This window comes from Streptomyces sp. NBC_00271 (genome assembly GCF_036178845.1).
Classification (GTDB): Bacteria; Actinomycetota; Actinomycetes; order Streptomycetales; family Streptomycetaceae; genus Streptomyces.
Window position 1 is genome coordinate 7,585,445 of sequence record NZ_CP108070.1, and the last position, 14,158, is coordinate 7,599,602.

The window sequence follows — 14,158 nt, forward strand, 5'->3', positions numbered from 1 at the left end:
GCCGCGACGCCGGCCAGGGCCCCACTGGTCAGCTGGTCGTGACGGCGGTGTCGTCGACGACGAAGCTGGTCTGGAGGGAGGAGTCCTCGACACCGCTGAACTTCAGGGTGACGGTGGACCCGGCGAACGAGGACAGGTCGAAGGTCTTCTGGGCGTAGCCGGAGGCGGTGTTGAGGTTCGAGTACGTCGCCAGGGTGGTCGATCCGGCGGTGACCGTCAGCTTGTCGTACTGGCTGCTTGTGGTGGTCTCCGCGGTGTCGATGTGCAGGTAGAAGGTGAAGCTGGCCTTGCAGCCGGACGGGATCGTCACCGACTGGGAGAGCGTGTCGGTGTGCGTCGAGCCGTAGCCGTCCAGCCATGCCTTGTACGAACCGGCGTGCGCGGCCTCACTGCTGGAGTTGGTGATCACGCCGCTGCTGGCGCTCCAGGTGGTGTTGCCCGACTCGAAGCCCGGGTTGCCGAGCAGCTGCGCCGAGGTGCAGGTGCCGCCGCCGGAGGTGCTGACGGTCCAGGTGAAGGAGGCGGAGCCGGAGGCGCCCGTGCTGTCGGAGGCGGAGACGGTGACGCTGTACGTACCGGCCGTGCTCGCGGTGCCGGAGATCAGACCGGTGGAGCTGCTGATCGAAAGGCCGGTCGGCAGACCGCTCGCGCTGTAGGTGAGGGTCGCGCCCGCGCTGTCGCTCGCCGAGATCTGCAGGCTGACCGAACCGCCGGTGGTGGTGGACTGGCTGCCCGGGTTGGTGACGGTCACCGTGTTGCCGGTGCTGGTGCCCGACGCGAAGGCGGTGGTGCCGTTCGGGGTGCCCCAGCCGGTCGGGCCGTCGTAGCCGGTGGCCGCGGTGCAGAAGTACGAGGGCGAGCAGGAGCCGTTGTTGCCGCTGGTCACGTCGTACAGGTTCGAGGTGTGGGAGTACGGGTACTTCGCCGGGTAGTCGCTGGAGCCCGGGGTGCCCGCGAGGGCGTACACACCCGCGATGATCGGCGAGGAGGCACTCGTGCCGCCGTAGACCGCCCAGCCGGAGCCGCCGTAGGTGTCGTAGACGGCCACGCCGGTGGCGGGGTCGGCGACCGCGGAGACGTCGGACTCCATGCGCTTGGAACAGCCGGTGTCGGTCTGCCAGCTCGGCTTCGCGTCGTAGGCGGAGCAGCCGGAGCCGGTGCCCTCGGTGCTGCTGGTCTTCCACACGGACTCGGTCCAGCCGCGGCTGTTGGAGCTGGTGGACAGCGCGGTGCCGCCGACTGCCGTCACGTACTGGGACGTGGCCGGGTACTCGGCGCCGTAGGCGGAGTCACCGGAGGAGACGGTGATGGCGACGCCCGGGTGCTTGAAGTACGAGGTGTCCTCGCTGGTCTGCGAGGAGGACTCGGAGCCGCCCCAGCTGTTGGAGACGAACTTCGCGCCCAGCGTCACGGCCTCGTTCTCGGCGGTGCCGAGGTCGGAGTCGGTGGCCGAGTTGGCCTCGACGAGGACGATGTTGCAGTTCGGGCAGACCGCGCTGACCATGTCGATGTCGAGCGCCTCCTCACCCGCCCAGCCGGTGTCGTTGGTCGGCAGGGAGCTGGTCGAGCCGGTCTGGCTGACCTGCTTGAAGCAGCCGTTGGCCTTGGTGCAGGCCGACAGGCCGAACTGCGAACGGTAGGTCGCGAGGTCCGACTCCGCGTTGGGGTCGTTGTACGCGTCGACCACGGCGACGGTCAGGCCGGAGCCGCCGGTGGAGGGCAGGTTGTAGGCGCTGTGCAGGTTGGCCGGGCTCAGACCGGACACCGCGGCGGCGGCGTTCGGCGAGATCGTGGCGGCCAGCTTCTGCTTGATGTCGGTGCGGCGCTGCGCGAAACAGGCCGCGTGACCGGCCGTCGGGGCACCGCACAGGTGCGTGGTCGGCACCTTCTGGCCCGCCTTGCCCGTGGAGTGCACGGCCTGCGCGGCCGGGGCGGTCAGGGCCTTCGCGTTCTGGGCGGCCCGGGAGGGCTTGGCGGTGGTCGGCGCCGGCTGCGCGTTCGCGGCCGGGGCCGCCATGAGTCCGGCGACCGTGAGGGCGAGGGCGGGCGCGGCGGCGGTCAGAAGTCTTCGCAGTCGCCGGGCGGGCCTGCTGGGGGGTGTCTCACGCATGGGTGCTGCCTCCATCGGTTTGAGGCGGGTGCCGTGCGGGCCGGGGTAGGGCCGTGCACGGCTCCACAGCCGGAAGTGGGGGTTCTCGGCGTTGCGTGGCAGGCCCGTGACGCGCGTAGCGTGAGAGAAGAGCGGATGTGCCATGGGCATGCCAATTCAGTTGCCCTGTCGTGCCGCTGTACGTGACATGTCAGGACGGCCAGAACCTAACCGGGGCCGATGACGCCCGGATAGCCACGCCCGAAGAACTTTGCCGCCCCATAGGGGGTCCATGGACGGTGCATGGACGGTCCATGGACGAGACGCGGTGATGCCGGGCCGCGACATGCGGCCCGGCATCACCGGTGTCGTACCGTCAGAAGTCCTCGTACCGACGGAAGTTCTTGCCCGTCAGAGGTCCTCGTCCGTCAGAAGTCCTCGTCGAAGCCGACCGAGCCCTCCACCGCCACCTGGTACGCCGAGGGGCGGCGCTCGAAGAAGTTGGTCAGCTCCTGGACGCCCTGGAGCTCCATGAAGGAGAAGGGGTTCTCGGAGCCGTACACCGGGGCGAAGCCGAGACGCTGGAGACGCTGGTCGGCCACGCACTCCAGATACTGGCGCATCGAGTCGGTGTTCATGCCCGGCAGACCCTCACCGCACAGGTCGCGCGCGAACTGCAGCTCGGCCTCGACGGCCTCCCTCAGCATGTCGGTGACCTGCTGCTGGAGCTGGTCGTCGAAGAGCTCCGGCTCCTCCTTGCGCACGGTGTCCACCACCTCGAAGGCGAAGGACATGTGCATCGTCTCGTCGCGGAACACCCAGTTGGTGCCGGTGGCGAGACCGTGCAGCAGACCCCGGCTGCGGAACCAGTAGACGTACGCGAAGGCGCCGTAGAAGAAGAGGCCCTCGATGCACGCGGCGAAGCAGATGAGGTTGAGCAGGAAGCGACGCCGGTCCGCCTTGGTCTCCAGACGGTCCAGCTTCTCCACCGAGTCCATCCACTTGAAGCAGAACTCGGCCTTCTCGCGGATCGAGGGGATGCTCTCGACGGCGTCGAAGGCGGCGGCGCGGTCCTCCGGGTCGGGAAGGTAGGTGTCCAGCAGGGTCAGATAGAACTGGACGTGTACTGCCTCCTCGAACAGCTGCCTGGAGAGATACAGGCGCGCCTCGGGGGAGTTGATGTGCTTGTAGAGGGTCAGCACGAGGTTGTTCGACACGATCGAGTCACCCGTCGCGAAGAACGCGACCAGCCGGCCGATCATGTGCTGCTCGCCCTGCGAGAGCTTCGCGAGGTCGGCCACGTCCGAGTGGAGGTCGACCTCCTCCACGGTCCAGGTGTTCTTGATGGCGTCCCGGTAGCGCTCGTAGAAATCGGGGTAGCGCATGGGGCGGAGCGTGAGTTCGAAGCCCGGGTCGAGCAGGTTCTTTTCGATGGAGCTCATTACTGGCAGGCCTCGCAGGACTCGGGGTTCTCAAGGGAGCAGGCGACGGCGTCCTCGTCGGGGATCACCTGCACGGGGATGGTCTTCTCGGGCTGGGCCTGCGCCTGGGCGGCGCGCGCGATACGGGTCGCCGGGCGGGAGCGCAGGTAGTACGTCGTCTTCAGGCCCGACTTCCAGGCGTACGCGTACATCGAGGAGAGCTTGCCGATGGTCGGCGTCTCCAGGAAGAGGTTCAGGGACTGGGCCTGGTCCAGGAACGGGGTGCGGGCGGCGGCCATGTCGATCAGGCCACGCTGCGGGATCTCCCAGGCCGTGCGGTACAGGTCGCGGACGTCCTGCGGCACCCAAGTGAAGCCCTGCACCGAGCCGTTGGACTCACGCAGCGCCTCGCGGGTCTGCGCGTCCCACACGCCGAGCTTCTTCAGCTCGTCCACCAGGTAGGAGTTGACCTGGAGGAACTCACCGGAGAGCGTCTCGCGCTTGAACAGGTTGGACACCTGCGGCTCGATGCACTCGTACACACCCGCGATGGACGCGATGGTGGCGGTCGGCGCGATGGCGAGGAGGAGGGAGTTGCGCATGCCGACCGCGGCGATACGTTCCCGCAGGGCCGCCCAGCGCTCCGGCCAGGTCAGCTCCACGCCGTAGTGGTCGGGGTGCAGGACGCCACGGGCCGTACGGGTCTTCTCCCAGGCCGGGAGCGGGCCGCTGCGCTCCGCGAGGTCGGCCGAGGCCTCGTACGCGGCGAGCATGATCCGCTCGGCGATCCGGGTGGAGAGGGCCTTGGCCTGCGGGGAGTCGAAGGGGACGCGCAGCTTGAAGAAGACGTCCTGCAGCCCCATCGCGCCGAGGCCGACGGGCCGCCACTTCGCGTTCGACCGGCCGGCCTGCTCGGTCGGGTAGAAGTTGATGTCGACGACACGGTCGAGGAAGGTGACGGCGGTGCGGACCGTCTCGTCCAGCCGCTCCCAGTCGATGTCCCCGTCGACCACGAAGGCGCCCAGGTTGACCGAGCCGAGGTTGCAGACCGCCGTCTCCCCGTCGTCCGTGACCTCCAGGATCTCGGTGCAGAGGTTCGAGGAGTGGACGGTGTGGCCCGGCTCCGCCGTCTGGTTGGCGGTGCGGTTGGCGGCGTCCTTGAAGGTCATCCAGCCGTTGCCGGTCTGCGCGAGGGTACGCATCATGCGGCCGTAGAGGTCACGGGCCGGGATGGTCTTCTTGGCGAGGCCGGCCGCCTCCGCCCTGCGGTACGCCGCGTCGAACTCGTCGCCCCACAGGTCGACCAGCTCGGGCACGTCGGAGGGCGAGAAGAGGGACCACTGCCCGTCGGTGTCGACCCGGCGCATGAACTCGTCCGGGATCCAGTGCGCGAGGTTCAGGTTGTGCGTACGGCGGGCGTCCTCACCGGTGTTGTCGCGCAGCTCCAGGAACTCCTCGATGTCGGAGTGCCAGGTCTCCAGGTAGACCGCGGCCGCGCCCTTGCGCCGGCCGCCCTGGTTCACCGCGGCGACCGAGGCGTCGAGGGTCTTCAGGAACGGGACGATCCCGTTGGAGTGCCCGTTCGTACCGCGGATCAGCGAACCGCGCGAACGGATCCGGGAGTACGAAAGTCCGATGCCACCCGCGTGCTTCGAGAGGCGGGCCACCTGGTGGTAGCGGTCGTAGATGGAGTCCAGCTCGTCCAGCGGGGAGTCGAGGAGGTAGCAGGACGACATCTGCGGGTGCCGCGTACCGGAGTTGAACAGCGTGGGGGAGGAGGGGAGGTAGTCGAGGCGGCTCATGAGCCCGTAGAGCGCCGCGACCTCGTCCAGGGCCCGGTTCGTGTCGTCCTCGGCCAGGCCCGACGCCACGCGCAGCATGAAGTGCTGGGGCGTCTCGACGACCTTGCGGGTGATCGGGTGCCGGAGCAGATAGCGGCTGTGCAGGGTGCGCAGGCCGAAGTAGCCGAAGCGGTCGTCGCCGTCGGTGTCGATCAGCGCGTCCAGCCGGGCCGTGTGCAGCCGGACGAACTCCGCCGTGCGGTCGGCGATCAGGCCCTCGCGGTGACCCGTGGCGATCGACCCGGAGAAGGACGTGACGCCCTGCGAGGCGGCCTCCGCCGCGATGCTGATCGTCAGCAGCCTGGCCGCCAGCCGGGAGTAGACGGGGTCCTCGGAGATGAGGCCCGCGGCCGCCTCGGTGGCCAGTTCGCGCAGCTCCGTGTCGTCCGCGTGCGCGGACCGGCCGCGCAGCGCGGCGGCGGCGACCCGGCCGGGGTCGGCGTCGGGGAGGTCGGCGGTGAGGTCGGTCAGGGTACGCAGCAGAGTGGTACCGGGACCGTCCGTCTCCACCAGGACCTGCTTCCGCTCCTGCTGTGCGAAAGCGGTAGCTGAAGCCGGGTCGGCTGGCGCGATGGTCACTTGGGGCTCTCCCTCGCTCGGCACGGGGCCTGGCGGAGGGCAGGGCAGCTCACGAGCGCACACGGCGTCGCGTCCACCGGCCCATTCCGCGAGGCCCGGACGTCATGCACCCGGGCCGGATGGCCGGGCGCGCTGTCGGCAGGTCCTCGGACTGACGCGAGTACATGGGCGCGGGCGTGCGAACACGTACAAGTACACCGTTGCGGGACAGTTCCGGATTTGCACCGGATTCCCCTGCGGCGACAGCGAGCATGAGCATACATCTTGTGCCGGGCTGCCGTGACACCACCAGATGTTGTGTCGTGCCGGTGTCAGAGTGTCAACTCGTAGGTGAGGAGAGTGATGTCGTCGAGGTCCGGGAGCGGGTTCCAGTCACGGTCGGGGGTGCGGGTGAAGCCGAGGCGTTCGTAGATGCGGTGGGCGGCGTGCATGGTGCGCTGGGTGGAGAGCACGACGCGTACGCAGCCGTCGGTGGCGCGTGCGGGGTCGACGCGGGCGCGGACGAGGGTCTCGCCGGCGCCTCGGCCGCGGGACTCGCGTGCGACGGCGAGCATGCGGATCTCGGCTTCGCCGGGGCAAGCCAGGTCGGTCGTGGTCGATGGCGACGAGGACCTCCGCGGCGGTGGGCTTCTCCGATGCGGATGTCCATGCCGGCGAGTGCGCAACAGGGTGCGGAACGGGCCGCCGGATTTGTGTCCGACGGCCCGTGGGGGTTGTTGGCGCGGTTCTTCGGCTGCGGGGCGGTGGGGGCTGGTCGCGCAGTTCCCCGCGCCCCTAAAAGCCTGGGGCACCGGGGCGCAGCCCCGTGCCCCAGGGGCGCGGGGGAACTGCGCGCCAAGCCCCCACCCACCCGCAGCCAACACGCTCACCCGGGGGTCTGGGGGCGCAGCCCCCGGGCTCAGTGGGTGGAACCGGCCGTGGCCGGTGGGAGCTCCGTCTCGACGCCCGGGTCGCCCGCGTCCGCCGTGTAGTCCTCCGGAGACGTCTCGTCGACGCCGTCCGGCGCGTTGAAGGCGCGGAGGGCGAGGGTGAGGACGACGCTGACCACGACGTTCAGGACGAACGCCGTCAGACCGATGTAGCCGATCTCCCCGATGCCCGGGATCTCCTTCGAGCTGCCGCCGAAGTGCTTCTGGGTGGGAGAGGCGACCCCGTACGCGGCGAGCGTGCCGTACAGCATGCCCACCGCCCAGCCACCGAGCAGCGCCCAGCGGTGGAACCAGCGGGTGAACAGGCCACCGACCAGCGCCGGGAAGGTCTGGAGGATCCAGATCCCGCCCAGGAGCTGGAAGTTGATCGCGACCGTCTTGTCCATCGTCAGGACGAAGACCAGCGCGCCCACCTTCACAAGGAGCGACACCAGTTTCGAAACCTTGGTCTCCTGCTGCGGAGTCGCGTCCGGCTTGATGAAGTCCTTGTAGATGTTGCGGGTGAAGAGGTTCGCGGCCGCGATGGACATGATGGCCGCCGGCACGAGCGCTCCGATGCCGATCGCCGCGAAGGCCACCCCCGCGAACCAGTCCGGGAACATGTTCTCGAAGAGCTGGGGTATGGCGAGCTGGCCGTTGGTGACCTTGACCCCGGCCGCGATCGCCATGAACCCGAGCAGGGCAAGCAGCCCCAGCATCAGGGAGTAGAGCGGAAGGATCGTGGTGTTGCGGCGGATCACCTCACGGCTGCGGCTGGAGAGCGTCGCCGTGATCGAGTGCGGGTACATGAACAGCGCGAGCGCCGAGCCGAGCGCGAGCGTGGCGTACGTCCACTGGCCCGCTTGGGCGGGCACGAGCCCGCCCGCCCCCGCCGCCGTGTACTTGTCGCTCGCCGCCTTGAAGATCTCGTCGAACCCGCCCAGCTTGATCGGGATGTAGATGATGGCCACCGCGATCACGATGTAGATCAGGGTGTCCTTCACGAACGCGATCAGGGCGGGCGCCCGCAGCCCCGAGGAGTAGGTGTACGCGGCCAGCACGCCGAACGCGATGAGGAGCGGAAGGTCCTTCACGAACCAGTTCGTGTTCTCGCCGCCGCCCACGCCCATCACGTCCAGGACGGCCTGGATGCCGACCAGCTGGAGCGCGATGTACGGCATGGTCGCGAGGATGCCGGTCACGGCCACGGCGAGGGACAGACCCTTCGAACCGAAGCGCCCGCGCACGAAGTCCGAGGTCGTCACGTATCCGTGCTTGTGGGAGACCGACCACAGGCGGGGGAGGAACGTGAAGATCAGCGGGTAGACGAGGATCGTGTACGGAACGGCGAAGAAGCCGGCCGCGCCCGCCGCGTAGATCGCCGCCGGTACGGCGACGAAGGTGTACGCCGTGTAGAGGTCGCCGCCGAGCAGGAACCAGGTGACCCAGGTGCCGAACGACCGTCCGCCCAGGCCCCATTCGTCGAGGCTGTGCTCGTCGTCCGCCCTGCGCCAGCGCGCGGCCAGGAAGCCCATGACCGTGACGGCCAGGAAGAAGAAGATGAAGACGCCGAGCGCGACGCCGTTCACGCCGTCCTTCACTTCGCCGCACCCCCGCCCTGGGACGCGCGGGCGCGCTGGTCACGCTGCCACAGCTGGTACGCGGTCACGGTGAGCGCCGTGGACACGAGCACCCACAGCATCTGGTACCAGTAGAAGAACGGGATGCCGATGAACGCCGGGTCGGTCTTGGCGTAGGAGCCGACCCACAGCATCGCCACGAACGGGGCTATCAGGCACAGGGCGATGACCACCCGGATCGGTGTCACCACCGGCGGTTCGACCTTCGGCGCGTCTGACACGTCCGACACGTCTGACATACGGCGACTCCGTCCCCTCGCTGTTCACCTGTGCAATGCGCAGGCAATCTAGGCGACGGTGTCAGCCAAGCGGAACCCCTCGTCCGTATCTCGGTCCGCGCAACGTGGCAGGTGCGCTACTCCTGCGGGCGCTTGAGCCGTGCCACGAACTTGTACCGGTCGCCCCGGTACACCGACCGCACCCACTCCACCGGCTCGCCCTGCCGGTCCAGCGAGTGCCGGGAGAGCATCAGCATGGGCAGACCGACGTCGGTGCCCAGCAGGCCGGCCTCGCGCGGGGTGGCCAGCGAGGTCTCGATGGTCTCCTCGGCCTCGGCGAGATGGACGTCGTACACCTCGGCGAGCGCGGTGTAGAGGGACGTGTACTTCACCAGGCTGCGGCGCAGGGCGGGGAAGCGCTTCGCGGAGAGGTGGGTCGTCTCGATGGCCATCGGCTCGCCGCTCGCGAGGCGCAGCCGCTCGATGCGCAGCACCCGGCCGCCGGCCGAGATGTCGAGCAGCTCGGCGAGGGTGTCGTCGGCGGTGATGTAGCCGATGTCCAGGAGCTGCGAGGTGGGTTCAAGGCCCTGGGCGCGCATGTCCTCGGTGTACGAGGTGAGCTGGAGCGCCTGGGAGACCTTGGGCTTCGCGACGAACGTGCCCTTGCCCTGGATGCGTTCGAGGCGGCCCTCGACGACCAGTTCCTGGAGGGCCTGGCGCACGGTCGTGCGCGAGGTGTCGAACTCGGCGGCGAGGGTGCGCTCGGGCGGTACGGGCGTGCCGGGCGGCAGTGTCTCCGTCATGTCGAGCAGGTGCTTCTTGAGGCGGTAGTACTTGGGCACGCGCGCGGTACGGATGGGGGCCCCACCCTCGTTCTCCGCACTGCTGACGTCGGTGCTCATGCTCTGCCTTCCCGGCTCCGGGTGCCGAAGCGACCGACATCCCGTCGGTCACGGCTCACATCGTGGCACGGCTTCGTGTGCGAGTGTCCCCCGCACGCTCCGTGATCCCCTCTATATACCGTCGGCGTACCCGTTGGTCTAGTCCATAGTGTGGACTCGGGTCGACCGAGAGGCACGTGAGGCCGCTGAACGGCCCCGCCGTTTATGCCACTTACCTACTTAAAGGTCCTTGCATATGTAGGTCCCATAACGGACGACCAGTCGGGCTTACACACCCTTGACACCCCTCTAGGTCTAGGCCAAGCTCCCCGTACTGGTCTACACCATTGGTCCAGTCCCAGTCCCACGGGCAGTACTCGGCAGCGCTTCGGCATGTGTCACCGCGGTGGGCAGGGGGGTTTATGGCATCCCTGAGGAGGGTGGCGTGAAGCGGAAGCTGGCAGCCGCGATCGGTATCGCGGGCATGATGGTCTCCATCGCGGCGTGCGGGAGCAGCGACGACAAGTCCGGGGGGTCGGACAAGGGCGCGGACGCCAAAGCACTGACCGTCTGGCTCACGGTGGACGCGCAGAACAACTGGCCCGAGCTGGTGAAGGCCGCCGACGCGGCGGTGCAGAAGGCGCACCCGGGCGTCAAGATCAACCACGAGTACTACGGCTGGCCGGACAAGAACACCAAGCTCGACGCGGTCCTCGCCACCGACAAGGCGCCCGACGTGGTCGAGATGGGCAACACCGAGATGCTCAGCTACATGGTCAAGGGTGCCTTCGCCCCCATCGACGCGTCGAAGCTCGACAACTCGGCCGCGTGGCTGGACGGCCTGAAGGCCTCCGTCACCTACGACGGCAAGACCTACGGCGTGCCGTACTACGCCGGTGGCCGCGTCGGCAACTGGCGCAAGGACGTGGCGGCTTCGGTCGGTGTCAAGACGCCCCCGAAGACGTACACGGAGCTCATCTCCGACCTGGACAAGATCCAGAAGAAGGAGGGGAGCAAGTTCAACGCCTGGTACCAGCCGACGCGTGACTGGTACGCCGCGATGTCCTTCGTCTACGACGCCGGCGGCTCCATCGCCAAGGAGGACGGCGGCCAGTGGAAGGCCAGCCTGTCGTCTCCGGAGTCCATCAAGGGACTCAACGACTGGAAGACCATCGTCGACAAGTACATGCACGGAGACAAGACCAAGGACGAGTCCGACCGTTACATCGTCTACGGCCAGGGCAAGTCCGCCATGATCTTCGGCGCCGCGTGGGAGGGTGCGACCTCCGAGGACCCGAAGAACGACAAGACCGGCAAGCTCAAGGGCAACCTCGAGAACTTCGTGATGCCCGGCCCGTCCGGCAAGAACCTCCCCGTCTTCCTCGGCGGTTCCGACCTCGCCGTCCCGGTGAAGTCCAAGGCGCAGGCGCTCGCCGCCGAGTGGATCAACGCCTTCACGGGCTCCGCCGGTCAGAAGGGTCTGATGGCCAAGGGCAACCTGCCCAACAACAAGACCGACCTCGCCACCCTCAAGAACGACCCGGCGACCGTGGTTCCGGCCACCGCGGCCGAGTCCAACTGGTTCGTGCCGATGGCTCCCGGCTGGGGCCAGGTCGAGAAGGCTCAGGTCCTGCAGACCATGCTGCAGAACATCGGCACCGGCAAGAAGTCGGTCGAGGCCGCCGCGAAGGACGCGGACGCCGCGATCGACAAGGTCATCAACACCAAGTGACGTGAGCGCGGGGCGTGGTGGGACCCCGGGGCACGCCCGGGGCTTTCACCCGGGGTCCGCCCCGGGTCCGCCCGGGGTGTGCCTCCAGGGGTACGTCCGAGTACGTCCGGGGCGATCCCGGGCTGTTCCCGGGCGCGCCTGCCGGGGCCCTCTTCGGGCCCGGGTTCCTGCCGCTTCCCGTACGACCATGCGGGTCCCGGCGACGTACGACCGCGCGGGGCCCCGGCCACGTACGACCGTGCGAGGCCGGGCCGCGTACGACCGAATGGGTCCGGCCGGTATACGACCCGGGCGGCCCCCGACCGGAACCGACCGCACCAGGTTCGGATCACGCACGACCCGCACCGGACTCGGACCGGGCCAGGACCGGGCAGGGCAGGACCGGGCAGGGCGGGGCAGGACCGACCGGGCCGCCCCGCGCACGACCGAGAGGCCCCGCCCGGGCGAGCGCCCCGCGTACGACCGCGGGGGCCCGCCCCCGTGCATGACCTGCGCGGGCTCGGCCCGTGTGCGACCGCGGGGGTCCGCCCCTGTGCACGACCCGCGTGGGGTTCGAACTGCGCACGACCGCGCGGGGTTCGGACCGCGTACGACCGAGAGGGTCGGCCCCGGTGGGCGACCTGTTCGGGGCGGGCCGTGTGCGACCTGTGCGGAGTTCGGACCGTGCACGACCGTGCCGGGTTCGGACTGTGCACGACCCGTGCGGGGCTCGGACGGTGCACCACCGCGCGGGGCTCGGGCCGTGTGCGACCTGGGTGGCTTTCGCCCGGATACGACCGCGCCGGGCTTTGGGCCCTGTACGACCGCGAGGGTCCGCCCCGTGCGCGATCGCGAGGGTCCGCCCCCGCTCAGACCGTGCGGAGCCGGGCCGCGTACGACCGTGCGAGGCGCCGGCCGCGTACGGCCCGGGCGTGTTTCGCCTGTGTTCGACCGTGTGGGGCCTGCCCCGCGTACGACCCCGTGCGGGGCTTCGACCACGTACGACCTGAGGGACCGCTGAGGAGCGCGCGATGAGTGCCGCAGACACGACCACCCCCGCCAAGGTGCCGCCGCCGCGGCAGGCACCGCCACCGGCCGTCCCGAAGGCGCCACGCAGAGGGCGGACCTCGGGCGGAGCGGCGGCCCCTTGGGCCCTGCTCGCGCCCTGTCTGCTGATCCTCGCGCTGGTCATGGGCTATCCCCTGGTCCGCCTGGTCACCCTCTCCTTCCAGAAGTTCGGGCAGTCCCAGCTGTGGGGCTTCCAGCCGGCCGAGTCGGTCGGCTTCGACAACTTCGGCAAGGTGCTGGGCGACAGCGAGTTCTGGACGGTCGTCGTCCGAACGATCGTCTTCGCCGTCGGGTCCGTCGTCTTCACCATGGTCATCGGCATGCTGATCGCGCTGCTCCTCCAGCGCGTCTCGGGCTGGGTGAAGACGCTGATCAACATCGCGCTGGTGGCCAGCTGGGGCATGCCCATCATCGTGGCCACCACCGTCTTCAAGTGGCTCTTCGACTCCGACTACGGCGTCTTCAACGCGCTGCTGAGCAAGCTGCCTGGCGTCGACATGATCGGCCACAACTGGTTCGCGAGCGGCCCCCAGGGACTGGCCGTGATCATGCTCCTGGTGGTGTGGGGCGCGGTGCCCTTCGTGGTCATCACGCTCAGCGCGGGGCTCACCCAGGTGCCGAGCGAACTGGAGGAGGCGGCCCGACTGGACGGCGCCGGCGCCTGGGGCGTCTTCCGTTACGTCACGCTCCCGATCCTCAAGCCCATCGTCGTGATGCTCACGACGCTCTCCGTCATCTGGGACATGGGCGTCTTCCCGCAGGTCTTCGTGATGCGGGGCGGCCACCCGGAGGCGGAGTTCCAACTGCTCACCACGTACTCCTACGACCGCGCCTTCGTCGTCAACGACTACGCGCAGGGGTCGGCGATCGCCCTGCTGACCGTGCTGTTGCTGCTGGGCGTGGTCGCCGTGTACATGCGTCAGATGCTGCAGATCGGAGAGGTCGAATGAGCACCCTCGCCACGGCGGGCCGGCGCCGGGGGAAGTCCAAGCTCGGCTGGAACCTCCTCGGCCTCCTCGTCTTCGTCACCGCGGGCTTCCCCGTCTACTGGATGCTGAACACGGCGTTCAAGCCGGCGAAGGACGCCATCGACCCGGACCCGAGCCTGTTCCCCACGGGGCTCACGCTCGACAACTTCCGTCGCGCGCTGGACATCGCGGACTTCTGGGGCCCCGTCGGCCGCAGCCTGATCGTCTCCCTGTCGGTCGTCGTGATCGGCGTCGTGGTGGGAATGCTGGCCGCGCTGGCCATCTCCCGCTTCGCCTTCCGCGGCCGCAAGATCGTGATCGTCGGCATCCTCGCGGTCCAGATGATCCCGCTGGTCGCCATGATCATCCCGGTCTTCCTGCTGCTCAACGACCTGAATCAGTACGACAAGCTCACCGGCCTGATCATCACGTACCTGACCTTCATCCTCCCCTTCACGGTGTGGACGCTGCGCGGCTTCATCGTCAACATCCCGAAGGAGCTGGAGGAGGCGGCCATGGTCGACGGCTGCTCGCGCACCGGAGCCTTCATACGGGTGGTCTTCCCGCTGCTCGCGCCCGGCATGGTCGCCACGTCCGTGTACGCGTTCATCCAGGCCTGGAACGAGTACCTCTACGCCCTGATGCTCATGAGCCAGGAGCACCAGACCGCCACCGTCTGGCTCGGCAACTTCACCACCAAGCACGGCACCGAGTACGCCCCGATGATGGCCGGCGCCACGATGATGGCCGTGCCGATCGTCGTGCTCTTCCTCATCGTCCAGCGCAAGATGGCCGCGGGGCTGACCGCGGGCGCCGTGAAGGGATAACGCCCCC

The 14,158-nt window shown here is 68.9% G+C and carries 9 protein-coding genes, 1 pseudogene and 1 riboswitch; of the genes and pseudogenes, 3 read left to right on the top strand and 7 right to left on the bottom strand.

Features of this window, described 5'->3' with window-relative positions; all coding sequences use genetic code 11:
* Positions 1-28 precede the first annotated feature (28 nt).
* The 7 genes and pseudogenes from OG798_RS34600 to OG798_RS34630 form a co-directional block, all read right to left on the bottom strand.
* Positions 29-2,110: a putative Ig domain-containing protein gene (locus tag OG798_RS34600; protein ID WP_121415057.1), complete on the bottom strand. Its 2,082-nt coding sequence runs from the start codon at positions 2,108-2,110 to the stop codon at positions 29-31.
* A 407-nt stretch (positions 2,111-2,517) separates the two neighbouring features.
* Entirely contained in the window at positions 2,518-3,531 is a 1,014-nt protein-coding gene (locus OG798_RS34605) for a ribonucleotide-diphosphate reductase subunit beta (protein ID WP_267062780.1), read from the bottom strand.
* Positions 3,531-5,930 (bottom strand): ribonucleoside-diphosphate reductase subunit alpha, encoded by a 2,400-nt coding sequence (locus OG798_RS34610; RefSeq protein ID WP_095852673.1) that lies wholly within the window; start codon positions 5,928-5,930, stop codon positions 3,531-3,533. Before OG798_RS34610 ends, OG798_RS34605 begins: the two co-directional genes overlap by 1 nt.
* 120 nt (positions 5,931-6,050) lie before the next feature.
* Positions 6,051-6,189: riboswitch (cobalamin riboswitch) on the bottom strand.
* Positions 6,190-6,241: 52 nt separating this feature from the next.
* Positions 6,242-6,517, bottom strand: a pseudogene (locus tag OG798_RS34615) (GNAT family N-acetyltransferase); the annotation flags it as partial.
* 311 nt (positions 6,518-6,828) lie between these two features.
* Positions 6,829-8,439 (bottom strand): monocarboxylate uptake permease MctP, encoded by a 1,611-nt coding sequence (mctP, locus tag OG798_RS34620; RefSeq protein ID WP_267062781.1) that lies wholly within the window; start codon positions 8,437-8,439, stop codon positions 6,829-6,831.
* On the bottom strand, positions 8,436-8,717 hold the full coding sequence (locus tag OG798_RS34625; protein WP_095852672.1) for a DUF3311 domain-containing protein: 282 nt from the start codon (positions 8,715-8,717) through the stop codon (positions 8,436-8,438). Before OG798_RS34625 ends, mctP begins: the two co-directional genes overlap by 4 nt.
* Before the next feature lie 116 nt (positions 8,718-8,833).
* Positions 8,834-9,598, bottom strand: a complete 765-nt coding sequence (locus OG798_RS34630) for a GntR family transcriptional regulator (protein ID WP_054228140.1) — start codon at positions 9,596-9,598, stop codon at positions 8,834-8,836.
* A 424-nt stretch (positions 9,599-10,022) separates the two neighbouring features.
* Here OG798_RS34630 and OG798_RS34635 point away from each other — a divergent pair, with 424 nt between their 5' ends.
* The 3 genes from OG798_RS34635 to OG798_RS34645 all read left to right on the top strand — a co-directional run bounded on the left by OG798_RS34635 (position 10,023) and on the right by OG798_RS34645 (position 14,151).
* Positions 10,023-11,309, top strand: a complete 1,287-nt coding sequence (locus OG798_RS34635) for an extracellular solute-binding protein (protein WP_121415055.1) — start codon at positions 10,023-10,025, stop codon at positions 11,307-11,309.
* A gap of 1,010 nt (positions 11,310-12,319) precedes the next feature.
* Entirely contained in the window at positions 12,320-13,306 is a 987-nt protein-coding gene (locus OG798_RS34640) for a carbohydrate ABC transporter permease (protein ID WP_095852670.1), read from the top strand.
* Positions 13,303-14,151: a carbohydrate ABC transporter permease gene (locus tag OG798_RS34645; protein WP_067368696.1), complete on the top strand. Its 849-nt coding sequence runs from the start codon at positions 13,303-13,305 to the stop codon at positions 14,149-14,151. Before OG798_RS34640 ends, OG798_RS34645 begins: the two co-directional genes overlap by 4 nt.
* Positions 14,152-14,158: the final 7 nt, after the last annotated feature.